Annotated in this window: 16 protein-coding genes and 1 CRISPR repeat array; of the genes, 9 read left to right on the plus strand and 7 right to left on the minus strand. The window is 56.3% G+C overall.

The window, feature by feature from the left end:
* Window positions 1-283 precede the first annotated feature (283 nt).
* From ACQUS8_RS14690 to ACQUS8_RS14715, 6 genes are all read left to right on the plus strand, one after another.
* Window positions 284-436: a hypothetical protein gene (locus tag ACQUS8_RS14690; protein WP_435102438.1), complete on the plus strand. Its 153-nt coding sequence runs from the start codon at window positions 284-286 to the stop codon at window positions 434-436.
* Between the two features lie 54 nt (window positions 437-490).
* Window positions 491-1,138, plus strand: coding sequence for a winged helix-turn-helix domain-containing protein (locus tag ACQUS8_RS14695; protein ID WP_435102440.1), 648 nt, complete (start codon window positions 491-493; stop codon window positions 1,136-1,138).
* Window positions 1,139-1,984: 846 nt separating this feature from the next.
* Window positions 1,985-3,241, plus strand: a complete 1,257-nt coding sequence (locus ACQUS8_RS14700; RefSeq protein ID WP_435102442.1) for an RNA-guided endonuclease InsQ/TnpB family protein — start codon at window positions 1,985-1,987, stop codon at window positions 3,239-3,241.
* A 79-nt stretch (window positions 3,242-3,320) separates the two neighbouring features.
* Window positions 3,321-3,659, plus strand: coding sequence for a hypothetical protein (locus ACQUS8_RS14705; RefSeq protein WP_435102444.1), 339 nt, complete (start codon window positions 3,321-3,323; stop codon window positions 3,657-3,659).
* A gap of 156 nt (window positions 3,660-3,815) precedes the next feature.
* The gene (locus ACQUS8_RS14710; RefSeq protein ID WP_435102446.1) at window positions 3,816-4,280 is read left to right on the plus strand and encodes a hypothetical protein; all 465 of its coding nucleotides are present in this window, start codon (window positions 3,816-3,818) and stop codon (window positions 4,278-4,280) included.
* A 609-nt stretch (window positions 4,281-4,889) separates the two neighbouring features.
* On the plus strand, window positions 4,890-6,272 hold the full coding sequence (locus ACQUS8_RS14715; protein WP_435102448.1) for an ATP-binding protein: 1,383 nt from the start codon (window positions 4,890-4,892) through the stop codon (window positions 6,270-6,272).
* Between the two features lie 50 nt (window positions 6,273-6,322).
* On the opposite strand, the gene ACQUS8_RS14720 is transcribed toward ACQUS8_RS14715, so the two are convergent.
* The 5 genes from ACQUS8_RS14720 to ACQUS8_RS14740 form a co-directional block, all read right to left on the minus strand.
* A complete protein-coding gene (locus tag ACQUS8_RS14720) occupies window positions 6,323-7,636 on the minus strand; it encodes an RNA-guided endonuclease TnpB family protein (RefSeq protein WP_435102450.1) in 1,314 nt (437 codons plus the stop codon).
* A 1-nt stretch (window position 7,637) separates the two neighbouring features.
* Window positions 7,638-8,030 carry an IS200/IS605 family transposase gene (gene tnpA, locus ACQUS8_RS14725; protein ID WP_435102452.1) on the minus strand — a complete coding sequence of 131 codons (393 nt, stop codon included), beginning with the start codon at window positions 8,028-8,030 and terminating at the stop codon, window positions 7,638-7,640.
* A gap of 452 nt (window positions 8,031-8,482) precedes the next feature.
* A CRISPR array of direct repeats spans window positions 8,483-9,371; the repeat unit is 30 nt; unit sequence GCTTCAACCCGACTAGGGTTCGTCTGTAAC.
* 982 nt (window positions 9,372-10,353) lie between these two features.
* Window positions 10,354-11,292 carry a hypothetical protein gene (locus tag ACQUS8_RS14730; protein WP_435102454.1) on the minus strand — a complete coding sequence of 313 codons (939 nt, stop codon included), beginning with the start codon at window positions 11,290-11,292 and terminating at the stop codon, window positions 10,354-10,356.
* A complete protein-coding gene (locus tag ACQUS8_RS14735; protein ID WP_435102456.1) occupies window positions 11,289-12,038 on the minus strand; it encodes a hypothetical protein in 750 nt (249 codons plus the stop codon). Before ACQUS8_RS14735 ends, ACQUS8_RS14730 begins: the two co-directional genes overlap by 4 nt.
* Complete coding sequence (locus ACQUS8_RS14740; protein WP_435102458.1) at window positions 12,039-12,917, minus strand: hypothetical protein; 879 nt, start codon at window positions 12,915-12,917, stop codon at window positions 12,039-12,041.
* 1,101 nt (window positions 12,918-14,018) lie between these two features.
* Between ACQUS8_RS14740 and ACQUS8_RS14745 the strand changes: the two genes are divergently transcribed.
* Complete coding sequence (locus ACQUS8_RS14745; protein ID WP_435102460.1) at window positions 14,019-15,083, plus strand: glycosyltransferase family 4 protein; 1,065 nt, start codon at window positions 14,019-14,021, stop codon at window positions 15,081-15,083.
* A 242-nt stretch (window positions 15,084-15,325) separates the two neighbouring features.
* Entirely contained in the window at window positions 15,326-16,768 is a 1,443-nt protein-coding gene (locus ACQUS8_RS14750; RefSeq protein WP_435102462.1) for a flippase, read from the plus strand.
* Window positions 16,769-16,777: 9 nt separating this feature from the next.
* On the opposite strand, the gene ACQUS8_RS14755 is transcribed toward ACQUS8_RS14750, so the two are convergent.
* Window positions 16,778-17,728 carry a hypothetical protein gene (locus tag ACQUS8_RS14755; protein WP_435102464.1) on the minus strand — a complete coding sequence of 317 codons (951 nt, stop codon included), beginning with the start codon at window positions 17,726-17,728 and terminating at the stop codon, window positions 16,778-16,780.
* Window positions 17,729-17,775: 47 nt separating this feature from the next.
* Window positions 17,776-18,486, minus strand: coding sequence for a UTP--glucose-1-phosphate uridylyltransferase AglF (gene aglF / locus ACQUS8_RS14760; protein WP_435102466.1), 711 nt, complete (start codon window positions 18,484-18,486; stop codon window positions 17,776-17,778).
* Between the two features lie 87 nt (window positions 18,487-18,573).
* Between aglF and aglM the strand changes: the two genes are divergently transcribed.
* Window positions 18,574-19,869 (plus strand): UDP-glucose 6-dehydrogenase AglM, encoded by a 1,296-nt coding sequence (gene aglM, locus ACQUS8_RS14765; RefSeq protein ID WP_435102468.1) that lies wholly within the window; start codon window positions 18,574-18,576, stop codon window positions 19,867-19,869.
* The last annotated feature ends 5 nt before the right edge of the window (window positions 19,870-19,874 follow it).

The following is a 19,874-nucleotide window of genomic DNA, read 5'->3' on the forward strand; positions in this document are numbered from 1 at the left end:
GAGCATCAGCCCAGCACCGACACAATCCGCGAGTCCATCCATGACGCCGGCGACGTCCCGCCGCGGTCATCGGGGCGCATCGACATCCACCACAACGACGCCGGCGAACGCTGTCGGACACTCACACAATACGGCCTCCTTGCGCGCCACGACGACGACTCACTCAGCGAGCAGCGGAAGCGTACCTTGCGGAGGAGCTAGACGCGCCAGAACTCGTAGAGTAAGCTCGTACACGGTAAGTCACGCTCAGGAAATATGCGTATAGGGATTGGTGAGCGAACAGGTGAGCCGGTGTGCACACGGCACGGTACTCGGCGTCCTCGTCGTCGCAGAGCACGTCGAAGTCACGGTCGCTCGTGAGGAGGACGCCTGCGTCTGCCGCGCGCACCAGCGCGATGTAGAGGACGGACTGATTAGCAAACAACCCCCAGAATAGGACACATATCTGTTCCAATAACGTATATGTGTCTTAGGGGTGTGCGGCACTATAATGACTGACGAACCGGAGGGCCCTGACGAGTACCCGACTGGTGACGAGTTACCGGACGAAGATCTCTCACCGGAGGACATCACTCCGTTCAGCACGGATACTACTGAGTTCGACGACATCAACGACCTCGCTACTACGGAGTGGAAGAAGTCGACGACGGCGGATGAACGAGTGCGAACCGTAGTGAAGCGAACTGCCTCTCCGAAAACGGTGCGTGAAATCGCAGAGACCGCTGCTGTTTCGGAGACAAAGGCACGGAACGCACTCAAATCCCTCGTCGAGGAAGGAGTTGCCCGAGTTGAGCAGACCGAATCCGGGGCGGCGTACCAGCGCGACCCGGACCGATACTTGATCGAGCAGATTCACGAGTTGTCAATGACTGACGGACTTGTTGATCGGATTCAGGCCGCGAAGGCTGAAGTGGCCGAGTACCGAGAGCAGTACGACACTGACTCGCCAGAAGAACTGCTGGTCTCAGACCGGAGTCTGACCGACGAGGAATTAACAGATGTGTCACACTGGCGGACGACAGTCCGCGATCTAGAGTACCTCCGAGCAGCGTACCGGATTCGGCAGGCGAAGGAGAACACCGCTTCGTCCGGAGTCCCCACACGAGACAGTGATTCAAGCCACGCGTCCACTCAATAATGGTGATGGGGAACGGGTCCGCGCTTGACCCAGACGCAATTCTGGCGAGCGTGAATACCGCTGCGGACCAACTCGGGAACGGATTCCTACGGGCACGGTACAAGAACACCCGACACGGCACATACGAAGAGGAGCCCTTCAGACCGCGAAGGGCAAGAATCACAGTACGACCGGGGATTCACCAGCAGGCTGGCTACTTCGACATCCAGTGGTGGGCGAACGGCGATTACAAGTATCACTACCAGGAACGAGGATTGGAATTCCGATTCGGCTGCGAGAACACGGACAACCCAGTATATCACTTCCATCCGCCGAACGATCTACGTAGACACGAGGAATCGTGTATCGCACCCAATCACCCACCCGAACGAGTGACTCGCGCCGTCCTTGCAACGTGGTGGGCCGCAGTAAAAAAGGGGACGAAACACTGCTGAACACGCAGGACAGCCTTCCATAGGTGGTGTGTGCGGTCCACATCCCTCGGTGGCCACCGAGGTGAGATGTGGTGGAACCCGTGTTTTGTGTCCGGGTGAGGCGTGTTCGAAGTGTTTGGGTTCCCGGCCAGCCATCGCCGGCGGTTGGGTCGCCTCACGTCCGATTCACACCTGCCGTGAACGGCGGGATTCGCTCCTCAATGGAGATAGCCTATTTTGAAATAGCCTATTCTTAGTTAGTCTATTCAGAAGTATTATACGCTGAACAGGCGCAATACCACGGCCTTCAGGCCGTGGATACGCGCCGTCACTTAATGCCACGTTCTACCGCCTACAGCATTGGCCGGATATTCCACCCCCAAACACATCCTTTAATAGTCTCTCTTCCATAACTAGTTATGAACACAGTACGATGCTGGAGACAACCCGCACGTACGTCGCACGTATCACGAACCACAGGCAGGTTCGTGACGACCTCGACCAGTGTGGGTTCTCCGCATCCAAACTGTGGAACGTCGGCCGCTACTACATCCAAGAACGGTGGGATGAAGACGGGGAGATCCCCGCCGAAGCCGAACTGAAGTCGGAGTTGAAAGACCATGAACGCTATAGTGACCTCCATTCGCAGTCAAGTCAGCGAGTTCTCGAAGAACTTGCTGAGGCGTTCACCGGCTGGTACAACTCCGATGACGGTAACAACCCACCGGGCTACCGGAAACGTGGTGACCGACACCCGCGCTCGACCGTGACGTGGAAGAAGCGCGCCATCAAGCACGACGACAAGCACGGTCACCTTCGCCTCTCGAAAGGCTTCAACCTGAAAGAGAGTCGGTCTGACTTCATCCTCGCTGAATACGAAACTCGCCCCGACGTAGAAGTCGAGAACATCCAGCAGGTGCGTGCCGTCTGGAACGGTGAGGAGTGGGAGCTCCATCTCGTCTGCAAGAAGCAGATTCCTGTCGAGGACGCACCCGGCGACAACACGGCGGGTATCGACCTCGGCATCAGCAACTATCTCGCCATCGACTACGAGGACGGCCCCTCGGAGTTGTATCCAGGGAATACGCTGAAAGAGGACAAACACTACTTCACCCGCGCAGAGTATCAGACCGAAGGCAAGAACGGGCCATCCAAGCGTGCGCTGAAGGCTCGGCAGAGACTCTCTCGACGCACAGACCACTTCCTCCACACCCTCAGCAAGCACATCGTTGAGCGGTGTGTCGAAGAAGGCGTGGAGACGATTGCGGTTGGCGACCTCAGCGACATCCGCGAGGATGAAACCGGCGACTCGCGGAACTGGGGAGCGTCGGGGAACAAGAAACTCCACGGATGGGAGTTCGACCGCTTCACTCGACTTCTCGAATACAAGGCCGAGGAACACGGGATTCTCGTTGACCGTGTGGACGAGGAAAACACGAGCAAGACGTGTTCGTGTTGCGGGCAGATTCGAGATGCAAACCGCGTGGAGCGCGGTCTGTACGTCTGTGAGTCGTGTGAGACGACGATGAACGCGGACGTGAACGGTGCGGTGAATATCCGGCGAAAGATAACTCAGAGTCCCCCGACGGGGGATATGAGTAACGGCTGGTTGGCACAGCCCGGAGTCTTCCTGTTCAACCGCGAAAGCGGACGGGTCACACCGAGAGCACAGGGAGTCTGCAAACCCTAATATCCCAACACTTGGGATTCCTCCGCCTTCAGGCGGAGGAGGATGTCAAGTACATGGACGAGTATACAAATATACGAGAATGAGTCAGACCGAACCGCGCTCCGACCGGGAGACGAAGAAGAGCCTCCGCTTCGACCATCCGAGCGGGATTCTTCGCCTCACCCAGCACGACGCCGTCCCCGTACTCCTCGACGCCGTCCTTGACCTCCCGCCCGGACGCGAGTTCAACAAGTCCGAGTTCGCGGACCACGCGGGCGTCACCCGCCAGACTGTCGCGAACTACACCGACCTCTTCCTCGAGATGGAGGTCTTCGAAACTGTGCCGAACACAACGCCCCAGCGCTACCGCGTCGCCGATAGCGACGTCGTCCGCGAACTATACGAGTTCAACAGCGCCCTGAACACCGCCGGCGAGTAGTCGTTTTGACGACCCGGTCTCGTCTCGTTCGTCACCCAGATCTTCGTGAGACGAGCGTACCAGCGTAGATGACGCTTACGGCGTTTCGAGAGTCGAAGCCCACTGCCAGCGGTCATGAGACGCAGTCTCATGAGCCACCCAGAACCTCCGGTTCTGGTGACGACGACTGACTGGTATTTCCACCGTATGGGAAATCCCGCCGTTTACGTCGAGAAGGGGGTCACCCAGCAGCCCAATGGTGCGGGTCTCGGTAGCGGGATACTTTCCGGATGCCGGGAGAATGCGAGAGATATGGCCGACATGCAGTCACCGCTCAGGAAGCTGGAACTGTTCTTCAGTGGGGCCACTGTGGTTTCAGCCGCCCTTCTCTTGGGCTACCTCGTACTCGGACCGGCCTCGACGAACGCGATCGTGCTCGGCGTGGGAATCTGTCTCCTTACGCTCGTCGTCGCCCTCGGTGCGTGGGACGAGACGCGCGCACGTCGGGTAGCGGCGTGGCCTGCCACGCTTCTCCTCCTCGTCCTCGGATTCGTCGGCATCGCGATCGGCCCACAAATTCTCGTCGTCGCCGCGTTCGCCGTCGTGGCGTCGCTCGCAATGACCGTTCGTGATTACCACTGATTGCGGCATCCGCGACGCCGACGTTGAAACCGTCTGGGACTAGGAACCGACGTCCAAGAAACCCACACCACCACCTTACGGCTCAACGGCATGGGTGGTTCGTGGCGGCGACCATAATGGACAGCCCGATTTCTGTTAGTGCCTACGGAATTCAACAGTACTGGTTGGTTCTGTTCGTAGCCACGAGCAGAACACGGGGAGTCAGACACACTACTATTTCAAGTGAATTGACGAGTCAAGGGAGAGGTCGCAATCGAAGGGTCCACGAACACGAATTTCTGAGTCTCGTGTGTTAGCTGGCCGTAATCTGGAGAACTGCGCCCAGAGACACACCACCATTTCAAGTGAATTTTAGCCTTCAATAGCTGATCTCGGCTAGTCATTGACGGTAGAATGTGGATGAGTTGTCGGATTCATCCCGCGTTGACGAGACGCTTCGCGTCTCGTTCGCACATCAGAACACTCCGCGTTCCGAGGACGCCTAAAGGCGCGGGTATTCTCCTTGGTTCTGTATAAGCGACAGGCAGTGTTGATTAGTAAAATCAGAATTAGTAAAATCTAGATTTAGATAGCCGGAGTGCTTTTGGTGGTGTCCCGTATAGGACGAATATGCCTTCGACACAGTTCGTCAACCGGAACGACGAACTCGACCTACTGCGCTCACGCTTCGACCAAGACGACGCCGACCTCGTCGTCATCTACGGGCGCCGACGCCTCGGGAAGAGCGCCCTCGTCCGCGAGGCAATCGCGGACCGTGACGACGACGTCTACTGGCAAGCCACCGAGGAAACATCCGACGCCCAACTCGAGAACTTCGTCGACACCGCGAGTGAGACCTATCCACTACTCGAAGATATTCAGCGGGACTGGGAAGCCCTACTCCGTGCGCTGGGACGCGAAGACGCCGTCATCATTCTCGACGAATTCCCCTACCTCGTGGAGTCGGACGACGCGCTTCCGTCGAAAATCCAGCGCGTGTGGGACCTCCACCTCAAGGAGACTGGCGCGACGCTCGTCCTCGTCGGATCGTCGATCAGTATCATGGAGGAGAAGGTGTTGTCCGGTGGGAGCCCCCTCTACGGACGTCGGACAGCGACAATCGACCTCCCGCCGCTCGCTCTCGACGACGCCCAAGAACTCTATCCAACCGAGGACCCCGATGGTATCATTCAGTCCTGGGGCGTCTTCGGAGGGACGCCGTACTACCTCCGCGCACTCGACGATGATGCAGCATTCGCGGAGAACATCCAGCGTCACGTCCTCTCGGAACACGGTGTCCTCCACAACGAGCCCGAGTTCCTCCTCCGGACTGAGTTCGGAATTCACGAACCACAGACCTACTACACCATTCTCCGGGCGATCGCAACAGGACGACGCGCGGCGAACGAAATCGCGGACTTCGCGGGCGTCGACTCGAACGCCCTCGGCACGTACCTTTCGAAGCTCCGTCGCCTCCGTCTCGTCGAACGAGACATCCCCGTGACAGCGAACCCGAACTCGACGCGAAAGAGTCGCTATCGGCTGAAGGAGCCGCTCTTCCGGTTCTGGTTCCGGTACGTCTACGGGAACGAGGGGGAAATCGTACAGCTCGGCGACGCCGCCTACGACGAACTCGTCGCTCCCTCGTTCACGGACTACATGGGCCCGATGTTCGAACTCGTCTGCCAGAACGCCCTCCCCGACCTCGTCCCGAAGACGTATCGCGGAATCGGCTACTGGTGGTACAGGCAACACGAGCTCGACGTCGTCGGCCTCGCGAGCGACGGCACGCTCGTCGCCGGCGAATGCAAATATACCGCGCGCGAGATGCACGAAGGCGACCTCGCAGACCTCGAACGGAGCGCCACACAGGTCGACTGGACGCCACCCGGAGGCGGCGAGCCTAACTACCACTACTGTTGCTTCTGTCGCTCCGGCTTCTCCGACGGGTTGCGCCAGACCGCCGATGAGCGTGATGACGTCTCACTGTTCACACCCGCAGATATCGTGTGACATCCTCCTCGCCGTAAACGGCGAGGCTTCCCACACATGGGGAATACCAGTCAGTCGTCGTCACCAGAACCGGAGGTTCTGGTTGGCTGCACGAGACCGTCGGTCTCGTGAACGCTGGTAGAGGGTTCCGACTCTTCGTAGGCCGTGAGCGCCATCTGCGCTGGGACGCTCGTCTCGGTCGGAGTCGTGGCGGTGTCACTACCGCTCCCATCCCGAGGTGAGTCATCGCGTCCGGCCTTGTCAAGCGGGACGCTCTCTCCCCACGGGTCAACCCGTCGTGCAATATTCGCGGAAGCATTGATGTCGGCCTGAAACGTCGAAACGTGGCAGTCCTCGTGCGGACACCGGAACTCTGCCTGCGAGTCCCGCCGACCGATACGCTGACACGAGTGGCACGTCTGCGAGGTGTACGCCGGATTCACGTACTCAACCGGGATTCCTGCCTCCGTCGCCTTGTCCTTGATGCGCCCTTGCAGTTGGGCGAACGCCCACGAGTGAAGCCGACGGTTCATGTACTTCCCGTAGTCGAGATGTTCCCGAATGTACGTCAGATTCTCCATCACCAACACCGGGTTCTCAAACTGCTTGGCGTACTCGACGGCCTGTCGAGACGCCTTCTCCACGATGTCGGTGAGTACGTTCTGGTAGTGCGAGAAGCGGTCTTCAATCCGCCACTCAGATGCGTCACGCTCTTGGAGGCGTTTCAGGGTCGTATGCATCTCTTTGCGGAGATGCTTCGCTCTGCGTCCGCTACACACGAACGGGTCAGTCGGAGAACCGTCCTTGAGGGCACAGCCCGTGATGAGGGCGGTTTCTCCGATGTCTAAGCCGATGTGCGTGGCGTCACCGTCCGTCGCTGGGTCTTCGACCGGGTACTCGACGGTGACGTGTAGTACCCAGTTCTTCCGGTGCTGTTGAAGCCGTATCTCGCCCGCCTTCGCGTCCTCCGAGACGAGGTCGTGCCAGAGGTCTTCCTGTTCGGGGTTGATGCGGAGCGGTATCCAGAAGTTTGTCCCCCTACCGGGGCGAGGAACCCACCACGTAAACTCGTACTCGCGTTCCTCCGAGTGGTCAAACTTCGCGGCTTGGTTTGTGAGCCGTATCGGGTGTTCGTCGTCCAACTCCTTGGCGTTGTACGTCTTGCGGAGTTTCGGGACGTAGTTGCAGAGCGCAGCCTTCGCCTGATACGGCAGGTCGTAGGGTGTCACGATGTCGCTGACCGCCGACATCGTACTTGCCCCGGAGTCGAACGCCTCTTTCAGACCGTCACGGTACGTTTCAAGCAGGTCGTTGAGTTTCGCCTGCTTGTGAGTCGTCGGCGGGGCGAACGTCGCCTGCAACGTCTTCGTGACGGTCGTAGACACGCTACTGGTCCTCCACGTACTCCATCAGCACGTCGATGCTCACTTGGCCGGTGGTGGCGAGGAAGTACCCCGGTTGCCAGAACGCCTCGTCAAGCGCCTGCCGAACCTCGGGGTTCTCGTCACGGATTTTGCGGGACGTGACGCCTTTGAGTGAGTTGATGAACTTGGTGAGGTCGGTCGTTGGCTTCGCCGTGAAGAGGATGTGAACGTGGTCGCTTCCGCCGTTGACGTTCTGGATGGTCACGCCGAAGTCCTCGGAGATGTCGCTGGCAATCTCACCGATACGTTTGGCCATCTCGTCGGTGAGGAGGTCCGCGCGGTACTTTGTAACGGTCACAAAGTGATATTGGAGCGCGTAGACCGTGTTCGACCCGGTTTCGAGGTTGTACTTCATTTGGCCGTACCAATTTCTATATACCCAATTCTAATAAGGGTTTGCAGTCGTGGGGTATTCGGCCTGCAACCGACGGTGGAACGTGAGGGAGTTGTCGGCTTCACGCCCGCCATGAACGGCGGGATTCTCGCCTTGAAAAAAGATAGATCCCTTGATCGTCCGGAAGAATCCGTGTCGAGAGCGGGGTGTGTGGACAGGGGGACTCCTCGAAGCAAGGGATGACGTGCTGGCGCGCCAGATCTGTCGTGTTCGGCGTCGTCTGGCCGTCGACGTCCACGCACACACGCGATTTCTCCGCCGACTGTCTGTTCCATGGATGGGGTGCAACCGAGTGACGGCGTAGATCTCTGGAGAATCGGGCCGCTTGACTCGTCACCCACCGAGAACGATTCGGGCGTGCCAGTGACGACGCCGACTGAGTCTCGACGGCGTTGATAGTGACGGCACCGGACGCTTCAACCCGACTAGGGTTCGTCTGTAACTGTCGGCCAATTCGGCGGCACCGTGATTCTCGTCTGGCTTCAACTCGACTAGGGTTCGTCTGTAACCTTCGTGGACGGCCGACGGGCTCCAGGAGACGTCGTGCTTCAACCCGACTAGGGTTCGTCTGTAACCAGACCGGACGCCAGCAGCGCGTCGTCGCTGACCTCGCTTCAACCCGACTAGGGTTCGTCTGTAACTGAGGCCGACCTTCGAGAGCGCCGTCCCCGACCGGCTTCAACCCGACTAGGGTTCGTCTGTAACCATCGTGCTCGCCGACGCCGCGCCGAGTGGGAGCTGGGCTTCAACCCGACTAGGGTTCGTCTGTAACACGCCTCCGAGGAGCTTACCGAGGAGACCCTCGATGCTTCAACCCGACTAGGGTTCGTCTGTAACGTGGACTGACTCCGTCTCGGCCAATCTGAAGGTCTCGCTTCAACCCGACTAGGGTTCGTCTGTAACACGTCTACGACCAGGAGCCCGCGAACGCCTCCAGCCCGCTTCAACCCGACTAGGGTTCGTCTGTAACAACTATACTCATCTCGATGGTCAACCGCGCCACACGCTTCAACCCGACTAGGGTTCGTCTGTAACCCTCAAAAGGGACTGTGTTTCCCTTCGGGAAGTCCTTGCTTCAACCCGACTAGGGTTCGTCTGTAACTCGGTCGCTGACGGTCGCGTGGGACGACCACTCCGAGCTTCAACCCGACTAGGGTTCGTCTGTAACCAACAGTGCAGTCGTCATTGACGGCAATCCGGGGTTCGGCTTCAACCCGACTAGGGTTCGTCTGTAACGACTCGAAGGCCTCCCGCTCGCCGTCGGACAAGCGTGCTTCAACCCGACTAGGGTTCGTCTGTAACCATGGCCAATTTGGGGGCCACAGAGGCGCTTCTCACAGTTCACCCATCAAGGTTTCCGTCGACCCTCAATAGTCGTCGTACCCCCCGGGGGTCGACGACGAACTGCACTCGTACGAGCGGTTCGTCAAGGCTCTGGACCCGTGTCCTCGGCGTACCGTTCGACAACTCGCCAGAAACAGTCGAGACGTGGAGCGCAGCGGACCTCGCCGACCTCCGGCGGAAGCAGGCCCGCCAGTCTACGCAAAAACCGCGGCTAGCGAGTCGCACAAGTCGAGGCTATGCCGCCTACCCAGTGTCGTCTCGTCCATCTCGACGTCGATCATGCTTCCGTCACCGATATTGAGGTCATCGCGGAACGTTCCGAGGTGGCCGTCCGCTTCCTCACGGTGGTCCGTCGCCTCGGACAGGCAGACCCCCCTATGTCGGGAGCGAACGACGGTGGACTCCGGTCCGACCAACAGGAGGAGCGCGGCGCCGAGCGCCAGAATGAGGAGACCGATGAACGCGACGACGACGAAGCGGAGACGTGCTTCACTCGCGCCGGCTTCGACGCGCGCGTCTGGCTCGACCTCGCGGTAGGCGTCATCGAGTACGCCTTCCTCGACGTCTGGAACGAAAACGACACCGGGTGCTTACACCGTCGTAATACCCCACGAAGCCACAGCGTAACCACGACGCCGCCACAAAACCGGCAGAGACCGCCGAGACGACCGCCGAGACTGAACGCACCCACCAGTAGCCGACCCGGGCAGACACCGCGATTCGTCGACGTCAAGAGACGTCGTCGCGTCCTGTGGTTACGGCATTCCTTGTGGGCGCATTACGACGGCGTAACGCTGCGTTCCTCGACGCCGTCGAGATACGCCGCCCACTCCTCCTTATCCGCACGCAACTGCAGGCGGTTGTCAGTTGTTGCAAATACGATTTCTTTATTCAGTCGTCGACGTGATTTTTCCGTGCCGATTCCTTCGTCTCGAATGAGTTATCTCACCCGGAGACCTCCGTCTTTACCTCTGATTTCTGATACTGGTCCGACCGGAGGTTCGACGGGCTTCACTCGCAGTTCACCGAAGCCGTACTTCGAGTGACTACCGACCCGGAGGATGCCGCTCTTCGCGGTCTCCACTGGGCGGTCACCCTCGTAGGCGACCACTTGCCCGTGGTCTACGGTCTGGAGCTTGTACACCTCCCGCTGTTCCAGTACCTTCTCCTCGCGTTCACGGAGCTCGCGGCGGTCCTCCTTCCACCACCACGGGACGTCTTGGTCGTGAGCGTTCGGGTACTCCGACTCCAGAACGAACGGCGTCACGAGTTCGAGGATGAACGCCTCACCGTCTTCGAGGCGCGAGTAGTCCAGTGCCTCCAGGTCTACGATCTGCGTGTCTTTCAGCCGCGTGATGCCGTAGCCGTAGTTGCGCTTGCCGCCGAACTGGAGACCGTTCAGGGCGCTCTCGTCGAGCGGGAGGACGTCGTCCCGGTCGGCGTGGAGGTACGCGTTGATGTACCACTTCGTCGTCTGCTGCTGTTTCCGTGCGCCGTCGGGCCTGCCCATGATCGTCTCGTGGGAGAGTGCCGGGTGGCCGCTCTGGACGCGGATGTCGTGCGTGTTCAGCGCGTCTCGCGGCCGGGAGTCGAGAAGCCACGAGTGCGACGCCTGCCGCATCAAGAACAGGTCGTCGTAGCTCTCCACGTCCGGGAGGCCGCTTCCGAGGTACGGCCGGATGCCGCTCTGCGAGTGCTCCTCCGGGAACGTCCCGAACTGGCCGGGCACGAAGACGCCGTGACTCGCGTTCAGGTGGCGGTGGACGTCGTGTGGGAGCTGCTGACCGAGCGCGTGCATGATGGCGTTCCCCGAGACGTAGTACGGGTGCCCGATGTAGTCCATCTCCAGTTCCCAATGGACTTGCTGGATGCGCGTCATCGGTCGAACGCCTCCCGGAAGTCCTCGATGTACTGGAGCGCGGTGGACCACGCGCCAATCCGGCGAAGATTCGCGTCGAGAACCATGTCGTACTTGTCGTGAACGGCATCGAGCGGGTGTGCAGTCAGCCGGTTCCACGCCGAAGCCCACGACCGCCACGGCCGACTCCCGAGGTGGGAAGACGGTTGCCCGTCCGCGCTCTCGTCGATGCGAAGCGCGAAGTTCTCTCCCGCGTAGACCGTCCGATGGGGCACGGTCTCCCCAGCGCGGTCCACCACCAAGAGAAGATCGGCGAACTCGTGGCCGTCACGGTAGTTGTCGAGTAGGGCCACCACGAGTAGCGTGTGGTACTTCAGACTCGTGTACGGGTAGTAGACGCTCTCGTTGAACGCTGAGACGACGTCGCTCTCCAGCCACTCCCGATGCATAGCCACCGGGTCGTCTTCGGTCAGGAGGTTACGGATCCCGTTCTCAACTCCGCGTCTCGTGAACGTGTCGGGGTCGTACCGACTTTTGCCTTCAATAAGCGAGAGACGATAGGGCGTTTCATGAGTCTCGACAGTCTGAGAGGGCTTCCCATCGGGACGACTCAGCGCTGATGCATCCCCGTCTGCCCCATGGGGGACTGTCTGGTTCACGGGAACTCCGGCGAACGTTTCTGTGGCAGCTTTGTGGGGCTGGCCGTTCATCTTGTGGGCATCGTGCCGATAGCAGTCGATGAGCATGCGCTCGCGTGACGCGGTCATCTACTGCTCCCTCTCAATGCGCTCTTCTAGTGCTGCCACGAACGCCGGGAGATACTCGCCGCTCCACTGTTCGTCCTTCTCGGCCATCTTCTCCGTACTCTTCTTCCCACGATCAAAGACGCGAGTCAGTTCCCGCTCATCGTAGAGTGGATTGATAAGCGCACAATCGACGATGCCCGCGCCGAAATTCCGTGCCCCGCCAAGTTGGTGCATGAAATCAGTCTTGTGTGCATCAAGGAAATCAATACTCTCAGTTAGAAGGCCAATGAATTCGGGCTTCGTCTCACGGAAGGAGAGATGCCACGCGCCATCAAGGTTGGCGACAGCGTCAAGTTCTGTATTACGAAGGGGCTCCCTGTTGTCTTCGCGATTACGGGAGACAATGGTCCGAGTGAGGCGACGATAGTGTCCCTCAGCCTGCCCACGCGTGTAGTCAACACTGGAGCGGACGGGACTGAACTTAACTGGGCGGCGCATCACTTTACCGGGGATGCCACCGAAGCCACCAAAGAGCTCGAAGATTACACAGCCGTCGTCTTCTTTCGGTACCTCAGTACACGACCCCTTCTTGTGGTAGCCGTTGTCGAGGTCGCGCCCGTAGATCTCGTCCTTCATGAAGTTCGCGTTGGCCTCGCCGGGATGGCAAGCAGTTCCGTTGAGTTCGTGAATGACGTTCTCCATCCCGTGCCGGAGCCAGCCGGAAAGCGGGAAAGCGGGAATGATGCCACCAATCTGATTCTGTGGATCGTCTGCCTCGTAGTTCCCGCTTGACGCGTGGTGTCGGTCGGTCAAGATACTGTCGCCGATGACGAGTAAGTCCGTCTCGATTCGGACGTACACGTCACGGAAGTCCAACTCAGAGAACACATCATCCGTCATCAGACATCCCTCTGAGCTAAGAATACCCGGCAATCATGCACCTCAATCCGCTCCGGAAGTCCCACAGCCCTACAGACAGGGCATTCCGCTAACTGTGGACCCAGGCTCGTTCGTTCATCACGCTGTTCGACAGACTCTTGCTGTGTACGGTCTGATTGCTTCATGCTTCGGTTGGTTGCCGGAGCACGGGGTCGGTGTGCCAGCACCGGCCTCACCTTCTCTGAGGCGTCCCGCACTCAATGAGACATACACTTCACTACTATATAAACTTACCATATTTAGTAATAGCGTAGGTGAGATACGTCCGTACTACCGTATAAAGTAACACATCGGAGGCTGAAGGACACGCTATGTCCCACGGTCGCGCACTATTGACCGAACGCGAACGCGAAGCTATTGCCGGTGAAGCATCGGACTCATACCGTCTCAAAACACGCTCTTACTTCCGTGACCGACTTGATGAACTTGAGGACGACATTGACGTTTTAGCTGAGCACGATCCCGAATTACTCGACGAGCTCCGCGAAGTCGTCTGCAGAGACGAATAACCCCCATCAATGACGCGATCCTCGAGCACGTCCGCGACGCCGGCAAGTGCTGCCGTACGCTCGCGAATACGGCCTTCTTGAGGCCACAACGACGGCTACTACCTGCTCAGTGAGTAAAGCGAAGCAGATTTCGAGGCAGAATTCGACGCCTCAGAATTCGCGGAATAGACCATCACGCGCGGCAGATTACGTTCGGAAATGTCATTAGTCTTAGTACGCACCTCAACCCGACTAGAGTTCGTTTCCATTTCGCCGTTCTCGGCACGGCAACACGCTCTTCCCGAGGGAGTCGACTCGTCAGCTTCGCCGCATGAGCCAGCACTCCCCGCACCGTGTTCGCGTTCACGTCCTCAACGTCCGCGTCTTCCTCAAGGATGGTGCGGACGTCGTGACTGTCCAGCGCGAGCTGGTCCGGCACCGGTCGCGCGACGCCCGAATGGCTGAAAGACGGGGGCACGGCGCTCGTTGCCAGAGAATATACCCAGTCAATTCTCCATATGTACAGAGTCGTAGTAACAGAGTATTTGTAACCAAGACACCAATGGCATGGTAGATGAGGACTTTGATCGTTACCCCTGACTACCCACCACCGCCAGGTGGGATACAGACGCTAACCCGTAACTTAGAACGCGGATTACGAGCGATCGGAGACGATGTGAAGGTGGTTCACTGCGATCCAGATAGCGGACTGTCTCCCAGTCACTTTGTCCCAAGAGTATTGATTAGGAATCTACGTGACGTCCCACAGTGGCCCTATTTTAATAGGGTATATTCAGAGACTCAAGCGGCCATTCAAGAGTTTGATCCGGACGTAGTTCATGCAACCCATATTGTCTGCTGGCCCGCGCTTCACGCTGCCAATAATCACAATATTCCATCAGTTGTCTCAGCTCATGCCCTGGAGCTATCTTCCACGCGACTCGCTAGGGACGCACTTTCAAAATCCACTCAAGTTCATGCAGTGAGTCCATTTACAGAGGAGTTAACACAAAAATCATCGGACATTAATGATATTAACTCGTATGTTGTGCCACCATCGATCGATGTACCGGAAAAAATTCCGCCATTGATTTCTGATGGACCAGTGTTCACGATATCCCGCCTTGTTTCTCGGAAGAACATTAATACCCTGATAGATGCTTGGAATATGATTCCGGATGATATTCAGAGAAGGCATGGGTTAATTATTGCAGGAGATGGGCCAGAGCGTGAAGAAATTGAATTATTATCTGAAGGGAACAAGACGATTAGCGTTCTTGGGCGTATTAGCGATGACCGGAAGTCCAAGCTGCTTCGCCGATCCTCTATATTTGCTTTAACGCCAATACAAGATGGGTTTGACGTTGAAGGGTTTGGCATCGTATACATAGAAGCACAGGCTAATGGTACACCTGTTCTTGGCTCAGGGACTGGAGGTATACCATCTGCAGTAGGGGATGCTGGTTGTCTTGTAAACGAGCCACAAAACCCCACAATCATTTCCGAGAAACTAGAAAAGATGTTAGTTAACGAGGGGTTGCGAGAGCGTTGTTACCTAGCCATCAGAGAGCGTATTGAAGACTTTAGCCTAGCAACCGTCGCACAACAACATCACAAAAAATACAACGACCTCCAATAACCATATTGTAAAATAGTGGTAGGGTTGTAACAGACGGCCCTCTATACTGTATATATAAGCTCTGTCTTATGTGATATATAAAATGATACGAAGAGACCTACTTTGGAGCCGATCACCTCTGGTGGAAAGTAGTTGAGCCAGAATCTAATTCAGTAGCTCTTGCCCTTTTTCGAGCTACTGAAAATACAACAGATAGCTATATCGTGAAGTTAAATTACTGTGCGACAGATTCCCGATATAAGATGGCTTCACTCCTACGGTCGGTTTTCTCGATCTTTTCTGGTAGATTCACCACGACGTTAATTGGGGCAGTTTTTACACCAATTCTTGTCCGGCTATTATCTCAGCAGGAATATGGCTTATTCGCTGGCATAATGGCAGGTGTTACGATCTACGCTACTATCTCCAAGGGAGGGTTATTTGACGCGACGAGGAAGACAGTTGCTCAGTATGACGAGAATAATGTATTGGGGGCGGTTACGGGCTCGTTCACGCTTTCAATCCTATATGGAATCATGGCTTCTGCGCTCATTATTATATCATTACTAATTGGTATCATACCAGACATATATATTGACTATATACCAGTATTGATTTTGTCTATAATATCGGGGAATTTATTCTCCGTGTCTAAGGGATATTTCTATGGTAGACAGAAAGAGCACATCGGTGAGCTACTGAACGTTCTCCGGATCGGTACTTATTCTGTATCAGCAATTATCCTAGCTGTACTTGGATTTGGCCTCATGGGTGTTTTCGCGGGATATACACTTTCATTCATAGTATCCTGCGTTGTTGGGATTCTACTATTAATCTCCTATAGGAGGGAGTCCCTACGAAGTACCAGACCGTCATTAGAGGACATATCAACTATTTCAACATATGGAGGGTACCAGTTAATTGGTGGATTGAGCGCCCTCCTATTGTATAAGACAGATATATTGCTTGTGCAGTTCTTTCGAGGACAGGGTGCCACTGCCCTGTATCAAAGTGCGATTATCCCGGCTGAGATGATCTGGGTTGTGCCAGCAGCTATTCAGGCTGCATTCTTACAAAGTGCTGCAAGTGATTGGGCAGCGGATAACATCAAATCAATAAATAATAGTATAAAGGCCGGGACAAAATATTGCATTTTATCTCTGTCACTTTTCGGTTTCGGACTATTCACACTCTCTCCCTCATTTGTCACGCTCTATTTCGGCCCTGAATACGCAGATTCGGCTACAGCACTCCAGATTCTTATTCTGGGGACATTCGTTATGGGTATAACTCGCCCTATAAATGCGGTGCTACAAGCAACAGGGTGGGTTAGACATACTGAGATCGCCGCCGCAATCATATTAGGGTCAAATATAATATTTAATTTGCTCCTGATACCAAGGTATGGAATTATGGGTGCAGCAGTTGGTACGAGTCTGTCATATATCTTCATGTTTGTAGTGAAGATTTATCTGTGGAGAATATCTACATTTGATGTTCTATCTGGGTGGTGGTGGAGTAGAATATTCTCCGTACAACTCGCGTATTTTATGACATTCTATTTTATAGTTTCCTCAGTATCATTATCGCCGGCATTAAGTATAGCGGTATTCCCACCGGTCGGGCTGGCTATATTCATGATATTCAATATATCCGCAGGATATATTCCTTTATCCCAAGTGAGGAGCCTAGTAGCGAGACGGTAGATTACTAGACTATCTATACCCCAGCATCTCTAAGTTCTCTTTTACTGTCTCCTCATCATACTCTGCTAACGAGTATTCATCCGGGGATAATGTCTGCTCATCTACAGCGGACGTCTCAATCCACGGAACTTGCTTCATCGAAGGGTGCTTCACTCTCATAGTATGATCCCATAAACCATCTTCACCCAGAGCCTGGCCATGGTCGCTGGATATGACTACTTTTGGTGCATCAATATTTTCTAAGAGTAGCTTAACTTCTTCAAGAACGTATTTCAGATTGGATATAAACTCCAACCTGAGCTCCTCTTCAGATATCTCCCCATTAAAATGCCTAATATATGGTTCGTACCCCAGAGAGTCCTGCTTAACTAAGAACTCCTCCCTGCTCTCCTTTCTTTTTATGAATGGTTTATGGGGCTGCATATAATGAACGATACAACGCTCCCAATCAGTACTTCTTGCAGCTTGCACCGCTAGGTCAGTTACAACATTTGCTGGGGGAGATGCTGAGTCATATGCCCACTCACCATAATCCTGTGCCATTACTAATTTCCTCAAATTAGACTCATCTATCTGGCTTGCATAGTGATTTCCAGTTACATACAAGGTGTCCTTAAGCAATTGAGAGTATTCATCCGAGAAAGTTTCTGAGATCCACTCTGAGGAATGACTTCCAACGGAGTGTTTTGTATTTATGTCGCTAATGAAGTTATACTCCTCTTCAATTTCTTTCATCCAGTCTGGACGACAAGCGTCAAGTATTATTAAAAGGTCCCACTCTTCTTCCCATATTGGCGTAGTTTGATGTGGATAATTTGCGTACTTATACCGCATCTCTCTAGCTTTTATAATAGGTCCTCGCTTTCCCCAAGGGTCAACACCAGTTTTCCATTTGATATATCCAGGTATTCTATAAGGATTCGATACTCCCTTCTTTATTAATTCAATTAATGTATCCATGTATCCTCCGAGAGGTGTCGCTCACGTATATACTCATCACTTATTAGCTACGTGGACAAGCGCGCTTCCGCCTCATCCCGGTCCTCGGGATATCCGACGTCAATACGCCAGCCGTCAATTCCGATGGCGTCGATGGTGCGTCCACTCTGAATCAGTAGGTCGATAGCCTCGCTAATTTCGTACTCGCCGCGGTTCGATGGCTGAACGAGGTGACACGCGTAGAAGATCGCTGGCGAGAACGTGTAGAAGCCGGTCATGACGAGATTCGACGGCGGGTCGTCAGGTTTCTCGACAACGTCGGTGACTTCGCCGTACTGGTTGGTGTCGCAGACACCGTAACGACTAGCCTCCTCCCAGTCGACTTCCTCGACAAGGAATGCGGCGTCGGCGCGGTCCTCTTTCTGTCGACGGACAACGTCCTCAAGGTTCGCTTGGAAGATGTTGTCGCCGAGGATGAGCATGAAGTCGTCGTCGATATGCTCCTCGACGGTCAAGAGCGCGTGTGCGAGACCCTTCTGCTCACGCTGGTGGGCGTAGGTGATGGGGACGCCGTCGAATTCGTCGCCGTAGTACTCGATGATTTTCTCCTTGAGGTAGCCGACGACGACGACGAGTTCGTCGGCGCCGAGGTCGACCATCTGCTCGAAGCAGTGCGTCAGGAGTGGTTTGTCGTTGACTTCGACCATTCCCTTCGGTTTGTCCTCAGTAAGCGGCCGGAGTCGGGTCCCCTCGCCCGCGGCCAGCACGACGGCTTTCATGTATACTGATGGGAGGAAATACGGGGAGATATGTCTTTTCACTCGGACAACCAAATCCTGATACTCACGGACACGAATCAGTAGGTAATGGACGTCAGCATTCTCGGGAGCGGATACGTGGGAACGACGGTCGCGGCGTGTTTCGCTGATCTTGGCCACGATGTCGTGAACGTGGATATTGATGAGGAAATCGTTGAGGCGATTAATTCGGGAGAGGCGCCGATCCACGAGCCGGGCCTTGACGACTTGCTCGCGAAATATGGTGGTGAGGAGCTGCAAGCGACGACGGACTATACGGATATTCTGGAGACGGACGTGACGTTCCTGGCGTTGCCGACGCCGTCGCGTGCGGACGGGAGTATCGACACGTCGATTATCGAGACGGCAGCAGAGACACTTGGTGAGACGCTTCGCGAGAAGGAGTCTGAGCATGTGGTGGTGACGAAGAGTACGGTGGTACCGACGACGACGCGCGACGTCCTGGCACCGATCGTCGCGGAGGCATCGGGGAAGACACGTGGGGAAGACCTGCACGTCGCGATGAACCCGGAGTTCCTCCGCGAGGGGAGCGCCGTCGCGGACTTCCAGCAGCCCGACAAACTCGTCTTCGGAACCGAGAACGACGACGCGGCACTCGACGTCCTCTACGACCTCTACGCGCCCCTCCTTGAGGAAACGGATGCCCCAGTTGTTGAGACGGGACTCTCGGAGGCAGAGATGATCAAGTACGCGAACAATGCATTCCTCGCGACGAAGGTCTCCCTGATTAACGAGTTGGGGAACATCTGCAAGGAGTTCGGCGTCGACGCCTACGAGGTCGCGGACGCCATCGGGCTTGATGACCGCATCGGCGAGCGGTTCCTCCGCTCGGGTGTCGGCTGGGGTGGGTCGTGTTTCCCGAAGGACGTCGCGGCCATCATCGCCGCCGCCAAAGCGCAGGGCTACGAGCCATCACTCCTTGAGGCCGCCGTCGAGGTCAACGACAAACAACCACAGCGCATGCTCGACCTCCTCGAGAAGCACGTCGATATTGAGGGTGAGCGTGTCGCCGTGCTCGGCCTCGCGTTCAAGCCCGGTACTGACGATGTCCGGAACTCACGCGCTATCGACGTGATTGCCGGCCTCCGGGAGCGTGGCGCCGAGGTCGTCGCCTACGACCCGGTTGCCACCGACAATATGCGTGAACACTTCCCCGATATCGACTATACGGACTCGGCGGTCGACACGCTTCAGGGCGCGACTGGTGCGCTCGTCGTCACTGACTGGGACGAGTTTGCCGCCCTTGACGAGGCCTTCGACACGATGGAGAATCCCGTCGTCGTTGATGGCCGCCGCATCATTGGACGACGTGACGGCATCACCTATGAGGGTCTTACGTGGTGAGGCAG

Source organism: Halarchaeum sp. P4, assembly GCF_051195175.1.
Lineage (GTDB): Archaea > Halobacteriota > Halobacteria > Halobacteriales > Halobacteriaceae > Halarchaeum.

Bases quoted from the DNA above. Each gene is read 5' to 3' on its own strand.
- ACQUS8_RS14750 (WP_435102462.1), top strand. From the start codon at position 15,326: ATGGCTTCACTCCTACGGTCGGTTTTCTCGATCTTTTCTGGTAGATTC.
- ACQUS8_RS14695 (WP_435102440.1), top strand. From the start codon at position 491: ATGACTGACGAACCGGAGGGCCCTGACGAGTACCCGACTGGTGACGAG.
- ACQUS8_RS14715 (WP_435102448.1), top strand. From the start codon at position 4,890: ATGCCTTCGACACAGTTCGTCAACCGGAACGACGAACTCGACCTACTG.
- ACQUS8_RS14745 (WP_435102460.1), top strand. From the start codon at position 14,019: ATGAGGACTTTGATCGTTACCCCTGACTACCCACCACCGCCAGGTGGG.
- ACQUS8_RS14705 (WP_435102444.1), top strand. From the start codon at position 3,321: ATGAGTCAGACCGAACCGCGCTCCGACCGGGAGACGAAGAAGAGCCTC.
- ACQUS8_RS14700 (WP_435102442.1), top strand. From the start codon at position 1,985: ATGCTGGAGACAACCCGCACGTACGTCGCACGTATCACGAACCACAGG.
- ACQUS8_RS14735 (WP_435102456.1), bottom strand. From the start codon at position 12,038: ATGACCGCGTCACGCGAGCGCATGCTCATCGACTGCTATCGGCACGAT.
- ACQUS8_RS14730 (WP_435102454.1), bottom strand. From the start codon at position 11,292: ATGACGCGCATCCAGCAAGTCCATTGGGAACTGGAGATGGACTACATC.
- tnpA (WP_435102452.1), bottom strand. From the start codon at position 8,030: ATGAAGTACAACCTCGAAACCGGGTCGAACACGGTCTACGCGCTCCAA.
- aglM (WP_435102468.1), top strand. From the start codon at position 18,574: ATGGACGTCAGCATTCTCGGGAGCGGATACGTGGGAACGACGGTCGCG.
- ACQUS8_RS14755 (WP_435102464.1), bottom strand. From the start codon at position 17,728: ATGGATACATTAATTGAATTAATAAAGAAGGGAGTATCGAATCCTTAT.
- aglF (WP_435102466.1), bottom strand. From the start codon at position 18,486: ATGAAAGCCGTCGTGCTGGCCGCGGGCGAGGGGACCCGACTCCGGCCG.
- ACQUS8_RS14740 (WP_435102458.1), bottom strand. From the start codon at position 12,917: ATGACGGATGATGTGTTCTCTGAGTTGGACTTCCGTGACGTGTACGTC.